The sequence below is a fragment of the Bacteroides sp. D1 genome (assembly GCF_000157095.2).
GTDB classification, from domain to species: domain Bacteria; phylum Bacteroidota; class Bacteroidia; order Bacteroidales; family Bacteroidaceae; genus Bacteroides; species Bacteroides xylanisolvens.
On record NZ_JH114339.1, the window covers coordinates 84,031 to 101,612 of the forward strand.

The 17,582-nt window shown below is 43.7% G+C and carries 13 protein-coding genes; 11 read left to right on the forward strand and 2 right to left on the reverse strand.

Features of this window, described 5'->3' with window-relative positions:
• Nucleotides 1-8: 8 nt before the first annotated feature.
• The 4 genes from BSAG_RS14040 (at nt 9) to BSAG_RS14025 (ending at nt 6,655) form a co-directional block, all read left to right on the forward strand.
• Nucleotides 9-1,721 (forward strand): RagB/SusD family nutrient uptake outer membrane protein, encoded by a 1,713-nt coding sequence (locus BSAG_RS14040; protein ID WP_008015805.1) that lies wholly within the window; start codon nt 9-11, stop codon nt 1,719-1,721.
• Between the two features lie 26 nt (nt 1,722-1,747).
• Entirely contained in the window at nt 1,748-3,133 is a 1,386-nt protein-coding gene (locus BSAG_RS14035; RefSeq protein ID WP_008771305.1) for a DUF4960 domain-containing protein, read from the forward strand.
• Between the two features lie 17 nt (nt 3,134-3,150).
• On the forward strand, nt 3,151-4,719 hold the full coding sequence (locus BSAG_RS14030) for a glycoside hydrolase family 32 protein (RefSeq protein WP_008771306.1): 1,569 nt from the start codon (nt 3,151-3,153) through the stop codon (nt 4,717-4,719).
• 100 nt (nt 4,720-4,819) lie between these two features.
• Nucleotides 4,820-6,655, forward strand: coding sequence for a DUF4980 domain-containing protein (locus BSAG_RS14025; RefSeq protein WP_008771307.1), 1,836 nt, complete (start codon nt 4,820-4,822; stop codon nt 6,653-6,655).
• 106 nt (nt 6,656-6,761) lie between these two features.
• Here the strand turns inward: BSAG_RS14025 and BSAG_RS24930 are convergent, their stop codons facing one another.
• Nucleotides 6,762-6,935, reverse strand: a complete 174-nt coding sequence (locus BSAG_RS24930; RefSeq protein ID WP_008997455.1) for a hypothetical protein — start codon at nt 6,933-6,935, stop codon at nt 6,762-6,764.
• Nucleotides 6,936-6,996: 61 nt separating this feature from the next.
• Here BSAG_RS24930 and BSAG_RS14020 point away from each other — a divergent pair, with 61 nt between their 5' ends.
• The 3 genes from BSAG_RS14020 to BSAG_RS14010 all read left to right on the forward strand — a co-directional run bounded on the left by BSAG_RS14020 (nt 6,997) and on the right by BSAG_RS14010 (nt 12,348).
• Nucleotides 6,997-8,163, forward strand: coding sequence for an MFS transporter (locus tag BSAG_RS14020; protein ID WP_004300990.1), 1,167 nt, complete (start codon nt 6,997-6,999; stop codon nt 8,161-8,163).
• 35 nt (nt 8,164-8,198) lie between these two features.
• The gene (locus tag BSAG_RS14015) at nt 8,199-9,086 is read left to right on the forward strand and encodes a carbohydrate kinase family protein (RefSeq protein ID WP_004312615.1); all 888 of its coding nucleotides are present in this window, start codon (nt 8,199-8,201) and stop codon (nt 9,084-9,086) included.
• Between the two features lie 436 nt (nt 9,087-9,522).
• Nucleotides 9,523-12,348 (forward strand): substrate-binding domain-containing protein, encoded by a 2,826-nt coding sequence (locus BSAG_RS14010; RefSeq protein WP_008771308.1) that lies wholly within the window; start codon nt 9,523-9,525, stop codon nt 12,346-12,348.
• An 80-nt stretch (nt 12,349-12,428) separates the two neighbouring features.
• Here the strand turns inward: BSAG_RS14010 and BSAG_RS14005 are convergent, their stop codons facing one another.
• Entirely contained in the window at nt 12,429-13,817 is a 1,389-nt protein-coding gene (locus BSAG_RS14005; protein ID WP_004312617.1) for an LruC domain-containing protein, read from the reverse strand.
• A gap of 82 nt (nt 13,818-13,899) precedes the next feature.
• Between BSAG_RS14005 and BSAG_RS14000 the strand changes: the two genes are divergently transcribed.
• The 4 genes from BSAG_RS14000 (at nt 13,900) to BSAG_RS13985 (ending at nt 17,472) form a co-directional block, all read left to right on the forward strand.
• Complete coding sequence (locus BSAG_RS14000) at nt 13,900-14,238, forward strand: MGMT family protein (protein ID WP_004312618.1); 339 nt, start codon at nt 13,900-13,902, stop codon at nt 14,236-14,238.
• A gap of 299 nt (nt 14,239-14,537) precedes the next feature.
• The gene (locus BSAG_RS13995) at nt 14,538-15,764 is read left to right on the forward strand and encodes a glycine betaine/L-proline ABC transporter ATP-binding protein (RefSeq protein WP_008015811.1); all 1,227 of its coding nucleotides are present in this window, start codon (nt 14,538-14,540) and stop codon (nt 15,762-15,764) included.
• Nucleotides 15,761-16,585, forward strand: a complete 825-nt coding sequence (locus tag BSAG_RS13990; protein WP_008015814.1) for an ABC transporter permease — start codon at nt 15,761-15,763, stop codon at nt 16,583-16,585. Before BSAG_RS13995 ends, BSAG_RS13990 begins: the two co-directional genes overlap by 4 nt.
• Before the next feature lie 20 nt (nt 16,586-16,605).
• Nucleotides 16,606-17,472 (forward strand): glycine betaine ABC transporter substrate-binding protein, encoded by an 867-nt coding sequence (locus BSAG_RS13985; protein WP_004312808.1) that lies wholly within the window; start codon nt 16,606-16,608, stop codon nt 17,470-17,472.
• Nucleotides 17,473-17,582: the final 110 nt, after the last annotated feature.

Here is a 17,582-nt window from a genome sequence, read left to right on the forward strand (position 1 = left end):
GAACTATCATGAAAAAGATACTATACATAGCAACCATCGGATTTACCTTGCTGACAAGCAGTTGCAACGACTTTCTGGATCGTCAGGTTCCGCAGGGTATTGTGACCGGCGATCAGATCGCTTCTCCCGAATACGTGGACAACCTCGTGATTTCAGCCTACGCCATTTGGGCAACAGGTGACGACATCAACTCTTCCTTCTCGCTTTGGAATTATGACGTGCGTTCCGACGATTGTTATAAAGGCGGTTCCGGTACGGAAGACGGCGGTGTATTCAACGCACTGGAAATTTCTAAAGGTATCAATACCACCGACTGGAACATCAACGATATATGGAAAAGACTGTATCAATGCATCACCCGTGCCAACACAGCCTTGCAGTCACTTGACCTGATGGATGAAAAGACTTATCCGCTGAAGGATCAGCGCATTGCAGAAATGAGATTCCTGCGCGGACACGCCCACTTCATGCTGAAGGAACTGTTTAAGAAGATCGTCATAGTGAACGATGAAAACATGGACCCGGATGCTTACAACAAGCTTTCGAATACTACCTATACCAATAACGAACAATGGCAAAAGATAGCAGACGACTTCCAGTTTGCCTACGACAATCTGCCGGAAGTGCAGATAGAAAAAGGACGTCCCACACAAGCTGCCGCTGCCGCTTACCTGGCAAAGACTTACCTGTTTAAAGCCTACCGTCAGGATGGAGTGAACAACAACCTTACCGGTATCGACGAAGAAGACCTGAAGCAGGTAGTGAAATATACCGACCCTCTCATCATGGCCAAAGCCGGTTACGGATTGGAAAATGATTATAGCATGAACTTCCTGCCTCAATATGAAAATGGCGCAGAGTCTGTATGGGCAATTCAATATTCTATCAACGACGGAACATACAACGGTAACCTGAACTGGGGAATGGGACTGACAACTCCGCAGATACTAGGCTGCTGTGACTTCCACAAACCGAGCCAAAATCTGGTGAATGCTTTCAAAACCGACTCGCAGGGAAAACCGCTGTTCAATACTTACGATAATGAGAACTACGAGGTTACGACGGACAATGTAGACCCCCGTTTATTCCACACGGTAGGTATGCCGGGCTTCCCTTATAAATACAACGAAGGCTACCTGATTCAGAAGAATGATGACTGGAGCCGTAGCAAGGGACTTTACGGATATTATGTTTCGCTCAAAGAGAATGTAGACCCGGACTGTGACTGCCTGAAGAAAGGTTCTTATTGGGCAAGTTCCCTGAATCATATCGTCATCCGTTATGCAGATGTATTGCTGATGCGTGCCGAGGCCCTAATACAGTTGAACGACGGACGCATTGCCGATGCCATTTCACTTATCAACGATGTACGCAGCCGTGCAGCCGGAAGTACAATGCTGATCTTCAATTACAAAGAAGAGTACGGAGTAAACTTCAAAGTAACTCCTTATGAACTGAAAGCATATACACAGGATGAAGCCATGAAAATGCTGAAATGGGAACGCCGTATAGAGTTCGGTATGGAAAGCTCACGTTTCTTTGACCTCGTAAGATGGGGAGAAGCCAAAGACGTTATCAATGCTTATTATGTGACCGAAGCAGCCCGTTGTTCTATTTACAAGAATGCAGGTTTCACGGAAAATAAGAACGAATACCTTCCAATCCCATTCGAACAGATCAGTGCCAGTAACGGAAATTATACACAGAATTTCGGTTGGTAATCATCAATTTTAAAACAAAGAATAAAATGAAATCAATCATAAAACAACTCTATACCATCCTGTTGGTGACTGTAGCATGTCTGACAGTTGCGGGATGTAGCGATGACTTCAAATCCAATCTTCGTCTGGACGGAGATGTATGGGTGAACTCTATCAAATTGGATGAATACGCAGGGACGATCGATTATCAGAATAAGACAATCGTAGTGGGAGTACCTTACGACTATGACGTTACCCGGATGGCCGTCAGTGAAATCAATCTTTCCGAAGGTGCTACGGCGAGCATCGCTGTCGGTGAAACAATCGACTTTTCTCTTCCCGTATCTTTGACCGTGAAGAATGGCGACGTACAGATGAACTATACGATTACCGTGAAGAGAGACGAAGCAAAGATACTGACCTTTAAGTTGAATGATACTTATGTCGGAAAAGTAGACCAGCTATCAAAAACAATCTCTGTAGTTGTTCCACTGACAGTGGATATTACCCAGTTGAAAGGTACATTCACCGGATCGGATGGAGTCACTGTAACTCCGGCATCCGGCAGCATTCAGGACTTTACCAACCCTGTCACTTATACGGCAACTTACCGTTCGGCAGTGACTCCTTATGTAGTAACAGTTACTCAAGGAAATGTAATTCCGACTGCCTTTATCGGCACAGCTTCTTCTGTGAGCCAACTGACAAGTCCTGAAGAAAAAGCCGCTGCCCAGTGGATGATGGATAATATATCCATGTCCGAATACATCTCATTCAAAGATGTAGTAGACGGAAAAGTGGATTTAGGTAAATATACTGCAATCTGGTGGCATTTCCATGCAGACAATGGCGATAATCCTCCTTTGCCGGATGATGCGAAAGCTGCCGTAGAGAAATTTAAAGTCTACTATCAAAACGGTGGTAACCTGTTGCTGACCCGCTATGCAACTTTCTATATTAAGGACCTTAGCATTGCAAAAGACGAGCGTGTACCCAACAACAGTTGGGGAAGAAGTGAAGACTCACCCGAAGTCGTTGATGGGGCATGGAGCTTTCCAATTGTCGGCAACGAGTCGCATCCGTTATTTCAGGATTTAAGATGGAAAGATGGTGACAAAACAAGAGTCTATACCTTTGATGCTGGTTACGCGACTACCAATAGTACGGCACAATGGCATATCGGAACAGACTGGGGAGGTTATGAGGATCTGAACGCATGGCGTAGCTTGACAGGAGGAATCGATGTGGCATGCGGAGACGACGGTGCAGTAATCATTGCCGAATTCGAGCCGCGCGCCAACAGCGGACGCACGATCTGTATCGGCTCCGGTTGTTACGACTGGTACGGTAAAGGCGTAGACACTTCTGTCGACTACTACCACTACAACGTAGAGCAAATGACTCTGAATGCAATCAACTACTTATGTAAATAAAAGAATAAGCAATAATTATGAAAAATATGATCTTACATATAGCAATCACCACGCTGTTGGCCTCAATGAGCGCTTGCAGTGATGAGATGGATCCCGTATTGACTCAAAGAGACTGGGACGGTACAGCCACTTACTTCCAATCGGCCGACGAGCATGGCTTCTCGATGTACTATAAACCGCAGGTAGGCTTTGTCGGTGATCCGATGCCATTTTATGATCCGGTTGCCAAAGACTTTAAAGTGATGTACCTGCAAGACTACCGTCCGAACCCCGAAGCTACTTACCACCCCATTTTCGGGGTGGCCACCAAAGACGGTGCTACTTATGAATCTCTCGGCGAACTGATTCCGTGTGGAGGTCGTGACGAACAGGATGCTGCCATCGGTACAGGAGGTACGATCTACAATCCGGTTGATAAACTCTACTACACCTTCTACACCGGCAATAAATTCAAACCTTCTTCCGATCAGAATGCACAGGTGGTCATGGTAGCTACCTCTCCCGACTTTAAAACATGGACCAAGAGCCGCACTTTCTATCTGAAAGGAGATACGTACGGCTATGACAAGAATGACTTCCGCGATCCGTTCCTGTTCCAGACCGAAGACGGCGTTTATCACATGCTGATTGCCACCCGTAAAAGCGGAAAAGGACACATTGCCGAATTCACCTCTACTGACCTGAAAGAGTGGGCGTCTGCCGGCACATTTATGACCATGATGTGGGACCGTTTCTACGAATGTCCGGACGTATTCAAGATGGGAGACTGGTGGTATCTGGTCTATTCGGAACAAGCTTCCTTCATGCGCAAGGTACAATACTTCAAAGGCAGAACACTTGAAGAACTGAAAGCAACCACCGCCAATGATGCCGGAATATGGCCGGACAATCGGGAAGGTATGCTGGACAGCCGTGCATTCTATGCAGGCAAGACTGCTTCCGATGGAACCAACCGTTACATCTGGGGCTGGTGTCCTACCCGTGCCGGTAATGATAATGGAAACGTAGGGGATGTAGAACCCGAATGGGCTGGCAACTTGGTGGCACAACGCCTCATTCAGCACGAAGACGGTACGTTAACTCTTGGAGTTCCCGATGCAATCGATCGTAAATACATTTCTGCACAAGAGGTAAAAGTGATGGCTAAAGACGGAAACGTAACAGAAAGCGGTAAAACCTATACGTTGGCCGAAGGAGCTTCCGTTATCTTCAACCGGTTGAAAGTACACAACAAGATTTCCTTTACCGTAAAAGCATCCTCGAATACAGATCGTTTTGGAATCTCTTTCGTCCGTGGAACGGACTCCAAATCATGGTATAGCATCCACGTCAACGCTGACGAGGGTAAAGCCAACTTCGAGAAAGACGGTGACAATGCCAAATACTTGTTTGATAACAAATTCAATATCCCGTCCGATAATGAATACCGGGTGACGATTTACAGTGACCAGTCGGTTTGTGTGACTTACATCAACGACCAGTTATCTTTCACGAACCGCATCTATCAAATGCAGAAGAATCCGTGGGCACTCTGCTGTTATAAAGGCGAAATCACTGTATCAGATATTCAAGTGAGCACCTATTAATAGAAAAGTAACATCTTTTACAGTGTTTGAAACAAAAGTGATAGGCGTTTCATCCCGGAGCGCCTATCTTTGCACTGTAACAACCTTAATACCATAAAGCATGAATTTAAGACTCTCTTCCAAACAAATTCAAACCTTCGCGGTTTTATTTTGTATGATTGTGATGAATATCTCTCTATCCGCCCGTGCGGACAACTCTCCTCTATTAATTAAAGATTTAGGAGAAGGACATTGCCTCGTACGTGTCAACACTAACCAGAAGTATCTGTTGTTGCCCGTAGAAGATGCATCGCCCGATGTGCGTATCAGCATGATTGTTAATAATAAAGAGGTAAAGAACTTCGATGTCCGTCTGGCCATCCATAAAGTCGATTACTTTGTTCCGGTAGATCTTTCCGACTATTCCGGCAAACTAATCTCTTTCAAATTTAAAATGAACTCCAACGACCCGGTGCGTGTCAACCTTTCGCCGGACAACACTGCTTGCTGCAAGGAAATGAAATTGTCCGACACGTTCGACACAAGCAATCGTGAAAAGTTCCGTCCCACCTATCACTTTTCTCCCCTCTACGGATGGATGAACGACCCGAACGGAATGGTATACAAAGACGGCGAATACCACCTTTTCTACCAATATAACCCTTACGGCTCCAAATGGGGAAATATGAACTGGGGACATGCCATCAGCAAAGACCTCGTAAACTGGGAACATCGCCCCGTGGCAATCGCCCCGGATGCATTCGGCACTATCTTCAGTGGCTCCGCCGTGATAGATCATCATAATACCGCCGGCTTTGGTGCAGGCGCCATCGTCGCCATCTATACACAAAACGGCGACCGTCAGGTGCAAAGTATTGCTTACAGCACCGACAACGGACGTACCTTTACCAAATACGAAAACAATCCCGTATTAGTATCTGAAGCCCGTGACTTCCGCGACCCGAAAGTATTCTGGTACGAAGGCGCCAAACGCTGGATCATGGTATTAGCAGTAGGGCAGGAAATGCAATTCTTCTCTTCCCCCAACCTGAAAGACTGGACATTTGAAAGCAGCTTCGGCAAAGGACACGGCGCACACGGAAACGTTTGGGAATGTCCCGACTTGTTCGAACTCCCGGTAGAAGGAACAAATGAAAAGAAATGGGTACTGCTTTGCAGCCTCGGCGACGGTCCTTTCGGTGACTCGGCTACTCAATATTTTGTAGGCTCCTTCAACGGAAAAGAGTTTGTAAACGAATCACCTTCCAAAACCAAATGGATGGACTGGGGAAAAGACCATTATGCCACCGTGACTTGGAGTGATGCTCCCGACAACCGCCGCATCGCTATCGCATGGATGAGCAACTGGCAATACGCAAACGATGTTCCTACCTCCCAATACCGTAGCCCGAACTCCGTTCCCCGTGACTTGAGCCTGTTTACCATAGATGGTGAGACTTACCTCCAATCAGCTCCCTCTCCCGAACTGCTGGCTTTGCGTGATGCTTCCAAGAAACGCTCGTTCAAAGTAAACGGAACACGCACAATTAAAGAAATGATTCCCGGCAATGACGGTGCATACGAAATAGAATTGACAATCGAAAATCAACGTGCAGACGTAATCGGCTTCCGTCTCTACAATGACAAAGGCGAAGAAGTGGATATGCAGTATGACATGAAAGAAAAGAAATTCTCGATGGATCGTCGCAAGAGCGGAGAGGTCAGCTTCAATGAGAACTTCCCGATGTTGACCTGGACAGCTATTGAAAGCGGAAAAGATGCATTAAAACTTCGCCTGTTTGTTGATAAATCCAGCGTTGAGGCCTTTGGAGACGGTGGACGTTTTGTGATGACCAATCAGGTATTCCCTTCGGAACCTTACAACCATATCGACTTTTACAGTAAAGGAGGAGCTTATAAGGTAGACTCATTTGTAGTTTACAAGTTGAAGCCATAAGCCCGTTCTATTCCGCTCCATGCGTTCTTTCCTTGTTTCCTTAGGGTAGAGTATCTCTTTCCCAGTGAGAGAGTACCCATAAGGTGGTGATATAGTTGCTCTAAACTTACGTTATTACTAGTTTGTCACGGCCGTGACGAGATCCTACCACGGCCGTGGTAGCTTCTTCCCACAGCCATGAAGAGAAGTCACCACAGCCGTGGGAAGGTAACAATAACGTAGCTTTAGCACAACAAGGAACGGGAGATACACCAACTATATAAAGGACTGACGTGTACATTGCCGTAAGGTTATGTGTCTTGTCCTATAGATACAGAAATTATTATATAAAAGATAAAACAATGGAAAACAGTAAAAACTCTTCCCTTTCCAAACTAATCCCGGTGATGCTTTGCTTCTTTGCCATGGGATTTGTTGACCTGGTAGGCATTGCCTCCAATTATGTAAAGGCAGACCTCGGTCTGTCGGACTCGCAGGCGAATATCTTCCCTTCACTGGTATTCTTCTGGTTTCTGATTTTCTCTGTACCCACAGGCATGCTGATGAGCCGCATCGGTCAGAAGAAAACCGTATTGCTTAGTTTGCTTGTGACTTTTGCTTCTTTGTTATTGCCGGTTTTCGGAGACAGCTATATGCTGATGTTGATTTCTTTCTCCCTTCTGGGCATCGGAAACGCGTTGATGCAGACTTCCCTGAATCCGTTGCTTTCTAACATCGTACGTGGCGACCGTTTGGCAAGTAGCCTGACTTTCGGCCAGTTTGTGAAAGCCATTGCCTCTTTCCTTGCTCCTTATATTGCCATGTGGGGAGCGACACAAGCCATTCCGACTTTCGATTTGGGCTGGCGCATCCTGTTCCCGATTTACATGATTGTAGCCGTCATTGCTATCCTGTTGCTCAATGTTACACAGATTAAAGAGGAAAAAGAAGAAGGTAAACCGTCTACTTTCGGACAATGTCTCGCTTTGCTTGGCAAACCGTTTATCCTGCTTTCTTTCATCGGTATCATGTGTCACGTTGGAATTGATGTGGGAACAAATACCACTGCCCCCAAGATTTTGATGGAACGTCTCGGCATGGGCCTTGATGATGCGGCTTTTGCAACAAGCCTTTATTTCATCTTCCGTACGGCAGGCTGCTTCCTCGGTTCTTTCATTTTACGTAAGATGTCACCGAAGTCTTTCTTCGGCATTAGCGTTGTGATGATGCTGATAGCGATGGCAGGTTTGTTTATATTCCATGACAAGACAATGATTTATGTATGTATCGGTCTGATTGGTTTCGGCAATTCCAATGTGTTCTCCGTAGTCTTCTCGCAGGCATTGCTTTACCTGCCGGGTAAGAAAAATGAAGTTTCCGGTCTGATGATTATGGGACTGTTCGGCGGCACGGTATTTCCGTTGGCTATGGGAGTAGCATCCGATGCCATGGGACAGAGTGGGGCAGTAGCCGTAATGACAGTGGGCGTGCTTTATCTCTTGTTCTATACGTTCCGTATTAAAAAATAATTTTATAACTTTGGAAACAATAAAATCCGTAGATCATGAATAATATAATCGTAGGAATGGGCGAGGCACTTTGGGATGTGTTGCCCGAAGGAAAGAAAATAGGTGGTGCTCCGGCAAACTTTGCCTATCATGTATCACAGTTTGGTTTTGACAGTCGCGTGGTGAGTGCCGTGGGCAAGGATGAGCTGGGAGACGAGATTCTGAACGTATTCAACGAGAAGAAACTGAAAACGCAGATTGAACAAGTGGATTATCCTACCGGTACGGTACAGGTGACACTGGATGACGAGGGTGTGCCTTGTTACGAAATCAAAGAAGGCGTGGCATGGGATAACATACCTTTCACGGATGAACTGAAACGTTTGGCATTGAGTACGCGTGCCGTTTGCTTCGGTTCCCTGGCTCAACGTAATGAAGTGAGCCGTGCCACTATCAACCGTTTTCTGGATACGATGCCCGATATAGACGGACAACTGAAAATCTTTGATATTAATCTCCGCCAGGACTTCTACACCAAAGAGGTATTGCGCGAATCTTTCCGCCGTTGCAACATTCTGAAGATAAACGACGAAGAACTGGTGACCATCAGCCGTATGTTTGGCTATCCCGGCATCGACTTACAGGATAAATGTTGGATTCTGTTGGCAAAATACAACCTGAAGATGCTGATTCTGACTTGCGGAATTAATGGCAGTTATGTGTTTACCCCGGGTGTTGTCTCTTTCCAGGAGACACCGAGAGTTCCGGTTGCCGATACGGTGGGGGCAGGTGATTCCTTTACGGCTGCTTTCTGTGCTTCCATTTTGAATGGAAAACCGGTTCCCGAAGCTCACAAACTTGCTGTTGAAGTTTCTGCTTATGTCTGCACGCAAAGCGGTGCAATGCCCGAACTTCCGCAGGTTTTGAAAGACAGACTAATGTAATTGTTTGATGGAAAGTAAGTATAGAGGTATATCTCATTCCGTGGGAATATACCTCTTGTTCTTTTTGCATGATTCGTATGATATGAGAGGTAGGGGTATAAAAAAAGGAGCAACGCCTTGCTCCAACCTTTGTTAACCTTAAATCTAATACTATGAAAAACACATTGCAAAGATACGGACTTCTGCTAAATCTGCAAATAATCCAAATAAAAAGAGATGTTTTATAACATTTATTGAGTGTTTGTCTTACGCTTTATACTTTTGTTAATAGTTTCCGCTTGAATATTGGGAACTGTTTTGCATTTCTTTGGAGGGTAATGATGAGAATAATTGGGTGATAGATAGCATACTCACAGTTTTATTTCTTATTTTTGTTCTCAATCGTCCATTTGGGTCATAGAAAGAAATACGAAAAAAAATGAGAATGATTAGAATGATGGGATATACAAAGTGGATAGCAGTCTTGCTCTGTCTTCTTGGCATGACGGCTTGTCGGCAGGATGCACCGCGTTTCCGTATCGGGGTGGCGCAATGTAGTGATGACTCCTGGCGGCATAAGATGAATGATGAAATTCTTCGCGAAGCAATGTTCTACGATGGGGTATCGGTTGAAATCCGGTCGGCTGCGGATGATAATCGCAAACAGGCGGAAGACGTTCATTATTTTATAGATGAAGGGGTTGACTTATTGATTATCTCTGCCAACGAAGCGGCCCCCATGACTCCGATTGTAGAGGAAGCCTATCAAAAGGGAATACCTGTCATCCTGGTAGACCGGAAGATTCTTTCTGATAAATATACTGCCTATATCGGTGCCGACAATTATGAAATAGGACGTGCGGTAGGCAATTATATTGCGTCAAGCCTGAAAGGAAAAGGGAATGTGGTGGAACTTACCGGACTGGGTGGCTCAACTCCTGCCATGGAACGCCATCAAGGATTTATGGCTGCTATCAGTAACTTTCCGGATATCAAACTGATTGATAAAGCGGATGCTGCGTGGGAGCGTGAACCGGCGGAAGTGGAAATGGATAGTATGCTCCGTCGGCATCCGAAGATAGACGCCGTGTATGCGCATAATGACCGTATTGCTCCGGGAGCTTATCAGGCTGCAAAGAAAGTGGGACGGGAGAAGGAAATGATTTTTGTCGGTATCGATGCTCTCCCCGGCAAAGGCAACGGATTGGAAATGGTGCTCGACAGTGTGTTGAATGCTACTTTTATTTATCCGACCAATGGCGACAAAGTGATGCAACTGGCAATGAATATCCTTGAGAAAAAGCCTTATCCCCGGGAAACGGTCATGAACACTGCGGTGGTCGACCGTACGAATGCGCATGTCATGCAACTTCAGACAACTCACATCTCGGAACTGGATCAGAAGATTGAAACATTGAACGGACGTATCGGCGGATATCTGTCTCGTGTTGCTACACAGCAGGTGGTGATGTATGGCGGTTTGGTCATTCTTCTATTGGTGGCAGGCTTATTATTGGTAGTCTATAAATCTCTCCGTGCTAAAAATCGTCTGAATAAGGAACTTTCCGAGCAGAAGAAACAGTTGGAAGAGCAGCGGGACAAGTTAGAGGAACAACGCGACCAATTAGAAGAACAGCGGGACAAACTGGAAGAGCAACGGGATCAGCTCATCCAGCTTTCTCATCAACTGGAAGAGGCAACGCATGCCAAACTGGTTTTCTTCACAAATATATCTCACGATTTCCGTACTCCGCTGACATTGGTTGCCGATCCGGTAGAACATTTATTGGCCGATCATACACTAAGTGGAGATCAGCATCGAATGTTGATGCTGATTCAACGAAACGTGAATATCCTTTTGCGTCTTGTTAATCAGATTCTGGATTTCCGTAAATACGAGAACGGTAAGATGGAATATACACCAGTTCAGGTAGATGTTCTTTCCTCTTTTGAGGGCTGGAACGAATCATTCCTTGCAGCCGCCCGGAAGAAACACATTCATTTCTCTTTTGATAATATGCCGGATACGGATTACCATACGTTGGCGGATATGGAAAAGTTGGAACGTATTTATTTTAATCTGCTTTCCAACGCGTTCAAGTTCACACCGGAAAATGGAAAGATAACGGTTCGTTTATCTTCCTTGACGAAAGAGGATACTCGCTGGATTCGTTTTACTGTTGCCAATACCGGTTCAATGATTTCCGCCGAATATATCCGGAGTATTTTCGATCGTTTTTATAAAATAGACATGCACCACGCCGGTTCGGGAATCGGGCTTGCACTGGTTAAAGCTTTCGTTGAATTGCATAAAGGTACAATTTCTGTGGAAAGTGATGAAAAGCAGGGCACTGTCTTTACCGTTGATTTACCGGTACAGACTTGTGAGACTATTCTGGCCGAAGATTCTCTAAAGTCATCAATCTCTGCAGTTCCTTTAAATCCTGCTTCTCCCGGTTCTCCTGCCTCTTCCAACCAGAATGAAACTTTAGCTGTCGAAGAAGAGGAACTGGAAAAAGGCTATGATTCTTCCAAACCTTCTGTTTTGGTAATTGATGATAATGCAGATATCCGTTCGTATGTACGCAGATTACTCCATACCGATTATACTGTTATTGAAGCAGCAGACGGTTCGGAGGGTATCCGCAAAGCAATGAAATATGTTCCGGACTTGATAATCTCTGATGTGATGATGCCTGGTATTGATGGAATAGAGTGTTGCCGTCGGCTGAAAAGCGAACTGCAAACCTGCCATATCCCTGTCATCCTATTGACAGCCTGTTCTTTGGATGAACAACGGATTCAGGGATATGACGGAGGTGCGGATTCTTATATCTCCAAGCCCTTCAGTTCGCAATTGCTGTTGGCACGCGTTCGTAATCTGATAGATTCACATCGCCGCCTGAAACAGTTCTTTGGTGACGGACAAACGTTGGCGAAAGAGGATGTCTGTGATATGGATAAAGACTTTGTGGAAAAATTCAAGGCTTTAATTGAAGCAAAGATGGGAGACTCAAATTTGAATGTAGAAGATTTGGGTAAGGATATGGGATTAAGTCGTGTGCAGCTCTATCGCAAAATAAAATCCTTGACTAATTATTCTCCGAATGAATTGCTTCGTATCGCTCGTTTAAAGAAAGCTGCTTCCCTGCTTGCTTCGTCGGATATGACAGTGGCAGAGATTGGTTATGAAGTCGGTTTCAGCTCTCCTTCTTATTTTACCAAATGTTATAGAGAGCAGTTTGGAGAAAGTCCGACAGATTTGCTGAAGAGGAAAGGATAGAATCAAAACTATTCACGTTAGAATACAATAAATCCCGGTAACTTGAATTTTCAATGTTTGCCGGGATTTATTGATATGTGTTAGTTATGAATCAATAAACTTTTATCTGCGTTTCCTTGATTATACCAGTTTTGTTCGTTTTTGCCACTACTTTGCGCCCATTTTGCAAATCCTTTATAGGCTTCCAAGAAATTAGCTTTTTCAATAGCATGCGCTGCGTTGCCTGGTACTCTTAATCCCCAAATCAGGCGTCCTGCACTAAAATAATAATTATCATCTTCTTCGTCCCCGTTTGTATATATCGGTAGCAGATTTTTATCATTGAATGGATATTGGTAAGTGATCGGTTCAATACCATTCATATGGATTTCTGTTCCGCTATCATTACGTTTTAAATACAAGTCGAATTCATCGCCTTCTAATATTTCCTTTACTTCTTTTCTCTTCTTTAGGGTGATCAGAATATTGATCTCCGGTAAATCACTTGTTGCTACCAAAGCATTCTTTTCTGTATTATAATATTGGCTGCCTGCAGGTTTAGCCAGATTCTTAATTAAAGGGCTGTAATCAATGATAAGATGTTTATTGGGGACAAGTTCTACTCCGTCGATCGCAGGAATCACGTTTTTAGTTTCATAAACTTCTATACTTTCCACTTCGTCAGAATCTATTTCTTTCAGTCTTAAATAAGGGGAATAAGGGAATATTCCTCCGATAGCTTTTAGACGTAACCCTATTTGTATATACTGCGCAGTGTATTTTTTGTCAACCTTTCTAATACCTTGGAACTGCACCTTATAATTGACTACAAAATCATTAAAGTCATAATCTCCTAATGATGGAAATTGGTCTTCAAACATGATTGTTCCCCAACCATCTTTGGGATGAAAAATGACTCCTTTTGACAATTGGATGTCATCTTCTATATCATGCCCACGAGTGATTGACCGGGTGGTGTTAGATTTGGATTTGGCATCATTAGCAATGTTCAGTGAGAAACTTCTATCTGCATTTACAGGTATGGCTACTTTTTTGGTTTCATTGGTGCTGGTTTTGTACTGGGCATACAATGTATTTACGTAGGTTGGGATGCTCAAAGGGAGACTTGAAATTTCTGTATCTACAGGAATGTCGGCTATTTTCTCTTCTTTACTACATGCTTCATCCAAAAAGAAGGAAACCATAGTGGGGGTAGTAGCAGCTACTGTTCCTGCGGCTACTTGAGTTAATTTCCATTGAAAGCCTGCGGGTATATCCAGGTCTTTTACTTGAATTTCTTTTTCAGGTTGCTTGCTTTCATCATAAAGGTTCTTCTCACAGGAGCTGAAAGCGAATACTCCAAATAAACAAGAAGCGAATAGAATTGTCTTCTTTTTCATAACAGCAGTGCTTGTTTTGTTAATAATAGGGTTGCTTTTAATGGGTACAAAGGTCGGGATTATTTGTAAATAAAGCAAATAAAGTTGCATATTTTATTTGAAATACTTTTATTATTTGCAAATTCTCTTCTTTTTATCTAGCTTTGGGAATGAAATAAATAAAGTCCAGGCGATGAAAGATTATAAAGTAGATAAGGCAAGCCTTTCCACATCCTTTTGTCAGGAGGTGTATCAGGTTGTTCGGGAAATTCCGGTAGGTAAAGTTTCTACCTATGGGGGAATTGCCGCATTATTGGGAATGCCTCAATGTTCCCGTATGGTGGGGCGTGCCTTGAAACAGGTTCCGGATGATTTATCTACGCCTTGTCACCGGGTTGTCAATGCATCGGGACGCCTTGTTCCGGGGTGGACAGAGCAGAAACAACTCTTGTTGGAAGAAGGGATCTCTTTCAAGCAAAATGGATGCGTAGACTTGAAAAAGCATCTTTGGAATTACTCCGTATCTGAATGAAATTTGCATATTTAATCTATTTTCCTTACCTTTGTGCCAACAATATGCAAGAACAGACTGTTATTTATTTATGAAAATACTGTTTTCTACTGTTCATTGAGAGGATAATCTTATCAAATTCTATTCCTTTTAAACTACTCAGTCTGTCTTTTAAAACCATTTTAAAAAACGTCGGATCATCATGTTGTCATGTGACATGACTGAACCATGCGAACATTCAACTTGTTTATCGTAAGTGAGAATGAGGAACGCAGCAGTTGAAAACAAAACAACTATTATAATCTAAACCAATATATTATATGAGTAAAATAGAAATAAAGGATTTGTACCTTATCTTTGGTCACGAGAAGCAGAAAGCACTCAAGATGTTGAAAAAAGATAAGAGTAAAGAGGAAATTCTGAAAGATACCGGTTGTACGGTAGGAGTGAAAGATGCCAATCTTTCAATTAATGAAGGAGAGTTTTTTGTGATAATGGGACTCTCGGGAAGTGGAAAATCGACATTACTGCGTTGTATCAATCGTCTGATACGTCCTACTGCCGGACAAGTACTTGTAAACGGAGTAGATATATCTAAAATATCCGAAAAAGAGTTATTGCAAGTTCGCCGGAAAGAGTTGGCGATGGTTTTCCAGAATTTCGGTCTGTTACCTCACCGTTCCGTATTGAGCAATATCGCGTTCGGCCTCGAACTTCAGGGAGTGAAGAAAGAGGAACGTGAGAAGAAAGCGATGGAAAGTATGAAGCTTGTCGGATTGAAAGGATATGAAAATCAGATGGTAGGCGAGCTTTCCGGTGGAATGCAACAGCGTGTCGGACTGGCCCGCGCTCTGGCTAATAATCCCGAAGTACTTCTAATGGATGAGGCTTTCTCTGCACTCGATCCTCTGATTCGTGTGCAAATGCAGGATGAACTGTTGGCTTTGCAATCGAAGATGAAAAAAACAATTGTCTTTATTACCCATGACTTGAGTGAAGCGATTAAACTGGGCGACCGTATTGCCATTATGAAAGACGGAGAGGTGGTGCAGGTAGGTACTTCAGAAGAAATACTGACCGAACCGGCTAACGATTATGTAGCCCGTTTTGTTGAAAACGTGGACAGGAGTAAAATTATCACCGCTTCTTCTTTAATGATTGACAAACCACTGGTGGCCCGTCTGAAGAAAGAGGGACCTGAAGTATTGATTCGTAAGATGCGTGCGAAGAATATCACCGTATTACCTGTCATAGACGCCGATGATAAACTGGTCGGAGAAGTACGTCTGAACGACCTGCTTAAGTTACGTAGCAGACAGGAAAAATCCATTGATACGATTGTGCGTACCGAGGTGCATTCTGTATTGGAGGATACAGTGTTGGAGGATATACTTCCTTTAATGACAAAGAGCAATTCGCCGGTATGGGTGATTGATGAGACGCATGAGTTTTTAGGGACAATCCCGCTTTCCTCCTTAATCATCGAAGTGACGGGGAAAGATAAAGAAGAAATAAACGAAATAATTCAAAACGCAATAGATTTATGATAAATATAGGACAATATATAGAGATGGTCATCAATTGGATGATGGTACATTTTTCCACTTTCTTTGATGCCGTGAATGCAGGCATCGGTAGTTTTATTATAGGATTCCAACACGTACTTTTTGGAATACCTTTTTATATAACCATTCTAGTGCTTGCTGCACTCGCATGGATGAAGGCAGGACGTGGTACGGCAATTTTCACCGCATTAGGATTATTACTGATTTATGGAATGGGATTTTGGGAGGCTACTATGCAAACCCTGGCTCTCGTTTTTTCATCTACCTGTCTGGCTCTGATTGTTGGTGTACCTTTAGGAGTGTGGACGGCAAACAGTCCGCGTGCAGAGAAAATACTTCGTCCTGTTCTCGACTTAATGCAGACGATGCCTGCTTTTGTTTATCTGATTCCTGCCGTTTTGTTTTTCGGATTGGGAGCAGTGCCGGGAGTGTTTGCCACCATTATCTTTGCTATGCCTCCTGTGGTCCGCCTTACTGGATTGGGAATTCGGCAAGTTCCTAAAAATGTAGTGGAAGCTTCCCGTTCGTTCGGGGCTACCCGTTGGCAGTTATTGTATAAAGTGCAGCTTCCTTTGGCGTTGCCGACCATCCTGACAGGTGTCAATCAGACAATAATGATGTCGCTTTCTATGGTTGTCATTGCTGCCATGATTGCTGCCGGTGGTCTGGGAGAAATTGTATTGAAAGGTATTACCCAAATGAAAATCGGACTTGGGTTTGAAGGTGGTATCGCAGTTGTTATTTTAGCTATCATCTTAGACCGTATCACACAAGGAATGGCAGGACGAAAAAACAAGAACTAAACGGAAAGGATAAAATACGTATGAGAATATATAAAATAGTAGGAATAGTATTGTCAGCTATACTTTTGCTGGCTTCCTGTACTAATTCAGACTTAGAGAAAAAGAAAGTAAAAATAGCCTATGCCAATTGGTTGGAAGGTATTGCCATGAGCCATTTGGCTAAGGTGGTATTGGAAGAACATGGATATGAGGTTGAATTGCAAAATGCTGATCTTGCCCCTATTTTTGTATCTATGTCAGGAAAGAAATCAGATGTGTTTCTGGATGCCTGGTTACCAATAACGATGAAAGATTATATGGATCAGTATGGAGACAGCATCGAATTTCTGGGTGAGGTATATGGAGAAGCCCGTGTAGGGCTGGTTGTTCCTCAATATGTTACGATTCAGTCTATTAGTGAGCTGGAAGCTAATAAAGACCGTTTCTCTTCCGAAATAGTGGGAATTGATGCCGGAGCAGGGATAATGAAGACGACCGATAAGGCCATTGCTGCTTATGGACTTGATGGGTATACCCTCATGACTTCAAGTAGTTCCACCATGCTGGCTTCTTTGAAAAAAGCGATGGACAAAGGAGAATGGATTGTCATCACGGGGTGGACACCGCATTGGATGTTCGACCAGTTTGACTTGAAATTCTTGGATGATCCGAAGAAAGTATATGGAGACTTGGAAGAAATACATGCTATTGCATGGAAAGGATTCAGTGAGAAAGATCCGTTTGCTGCCGAATTCTTTGGCAACATTAAACTAACGACAGAAGAACTTAGCTCTTTTATGACAGCTATGAAGGATGCCCGGATGGATGAAGAAGAAATAGCCCGCAAATGGAGGGATGAACATCGGCAGTTGGTGGATAGTTGGATTCCGAAGTCTGAGAATAAATAGATTGGAGCATTGTTATTCTTAATTTTAAATATAAAATAGACATGAACTCTAGTGGGAAAAAGGGAGTATTGTTTATGTTAGACAGAGTTCATACAATAAAAAAACGGTAA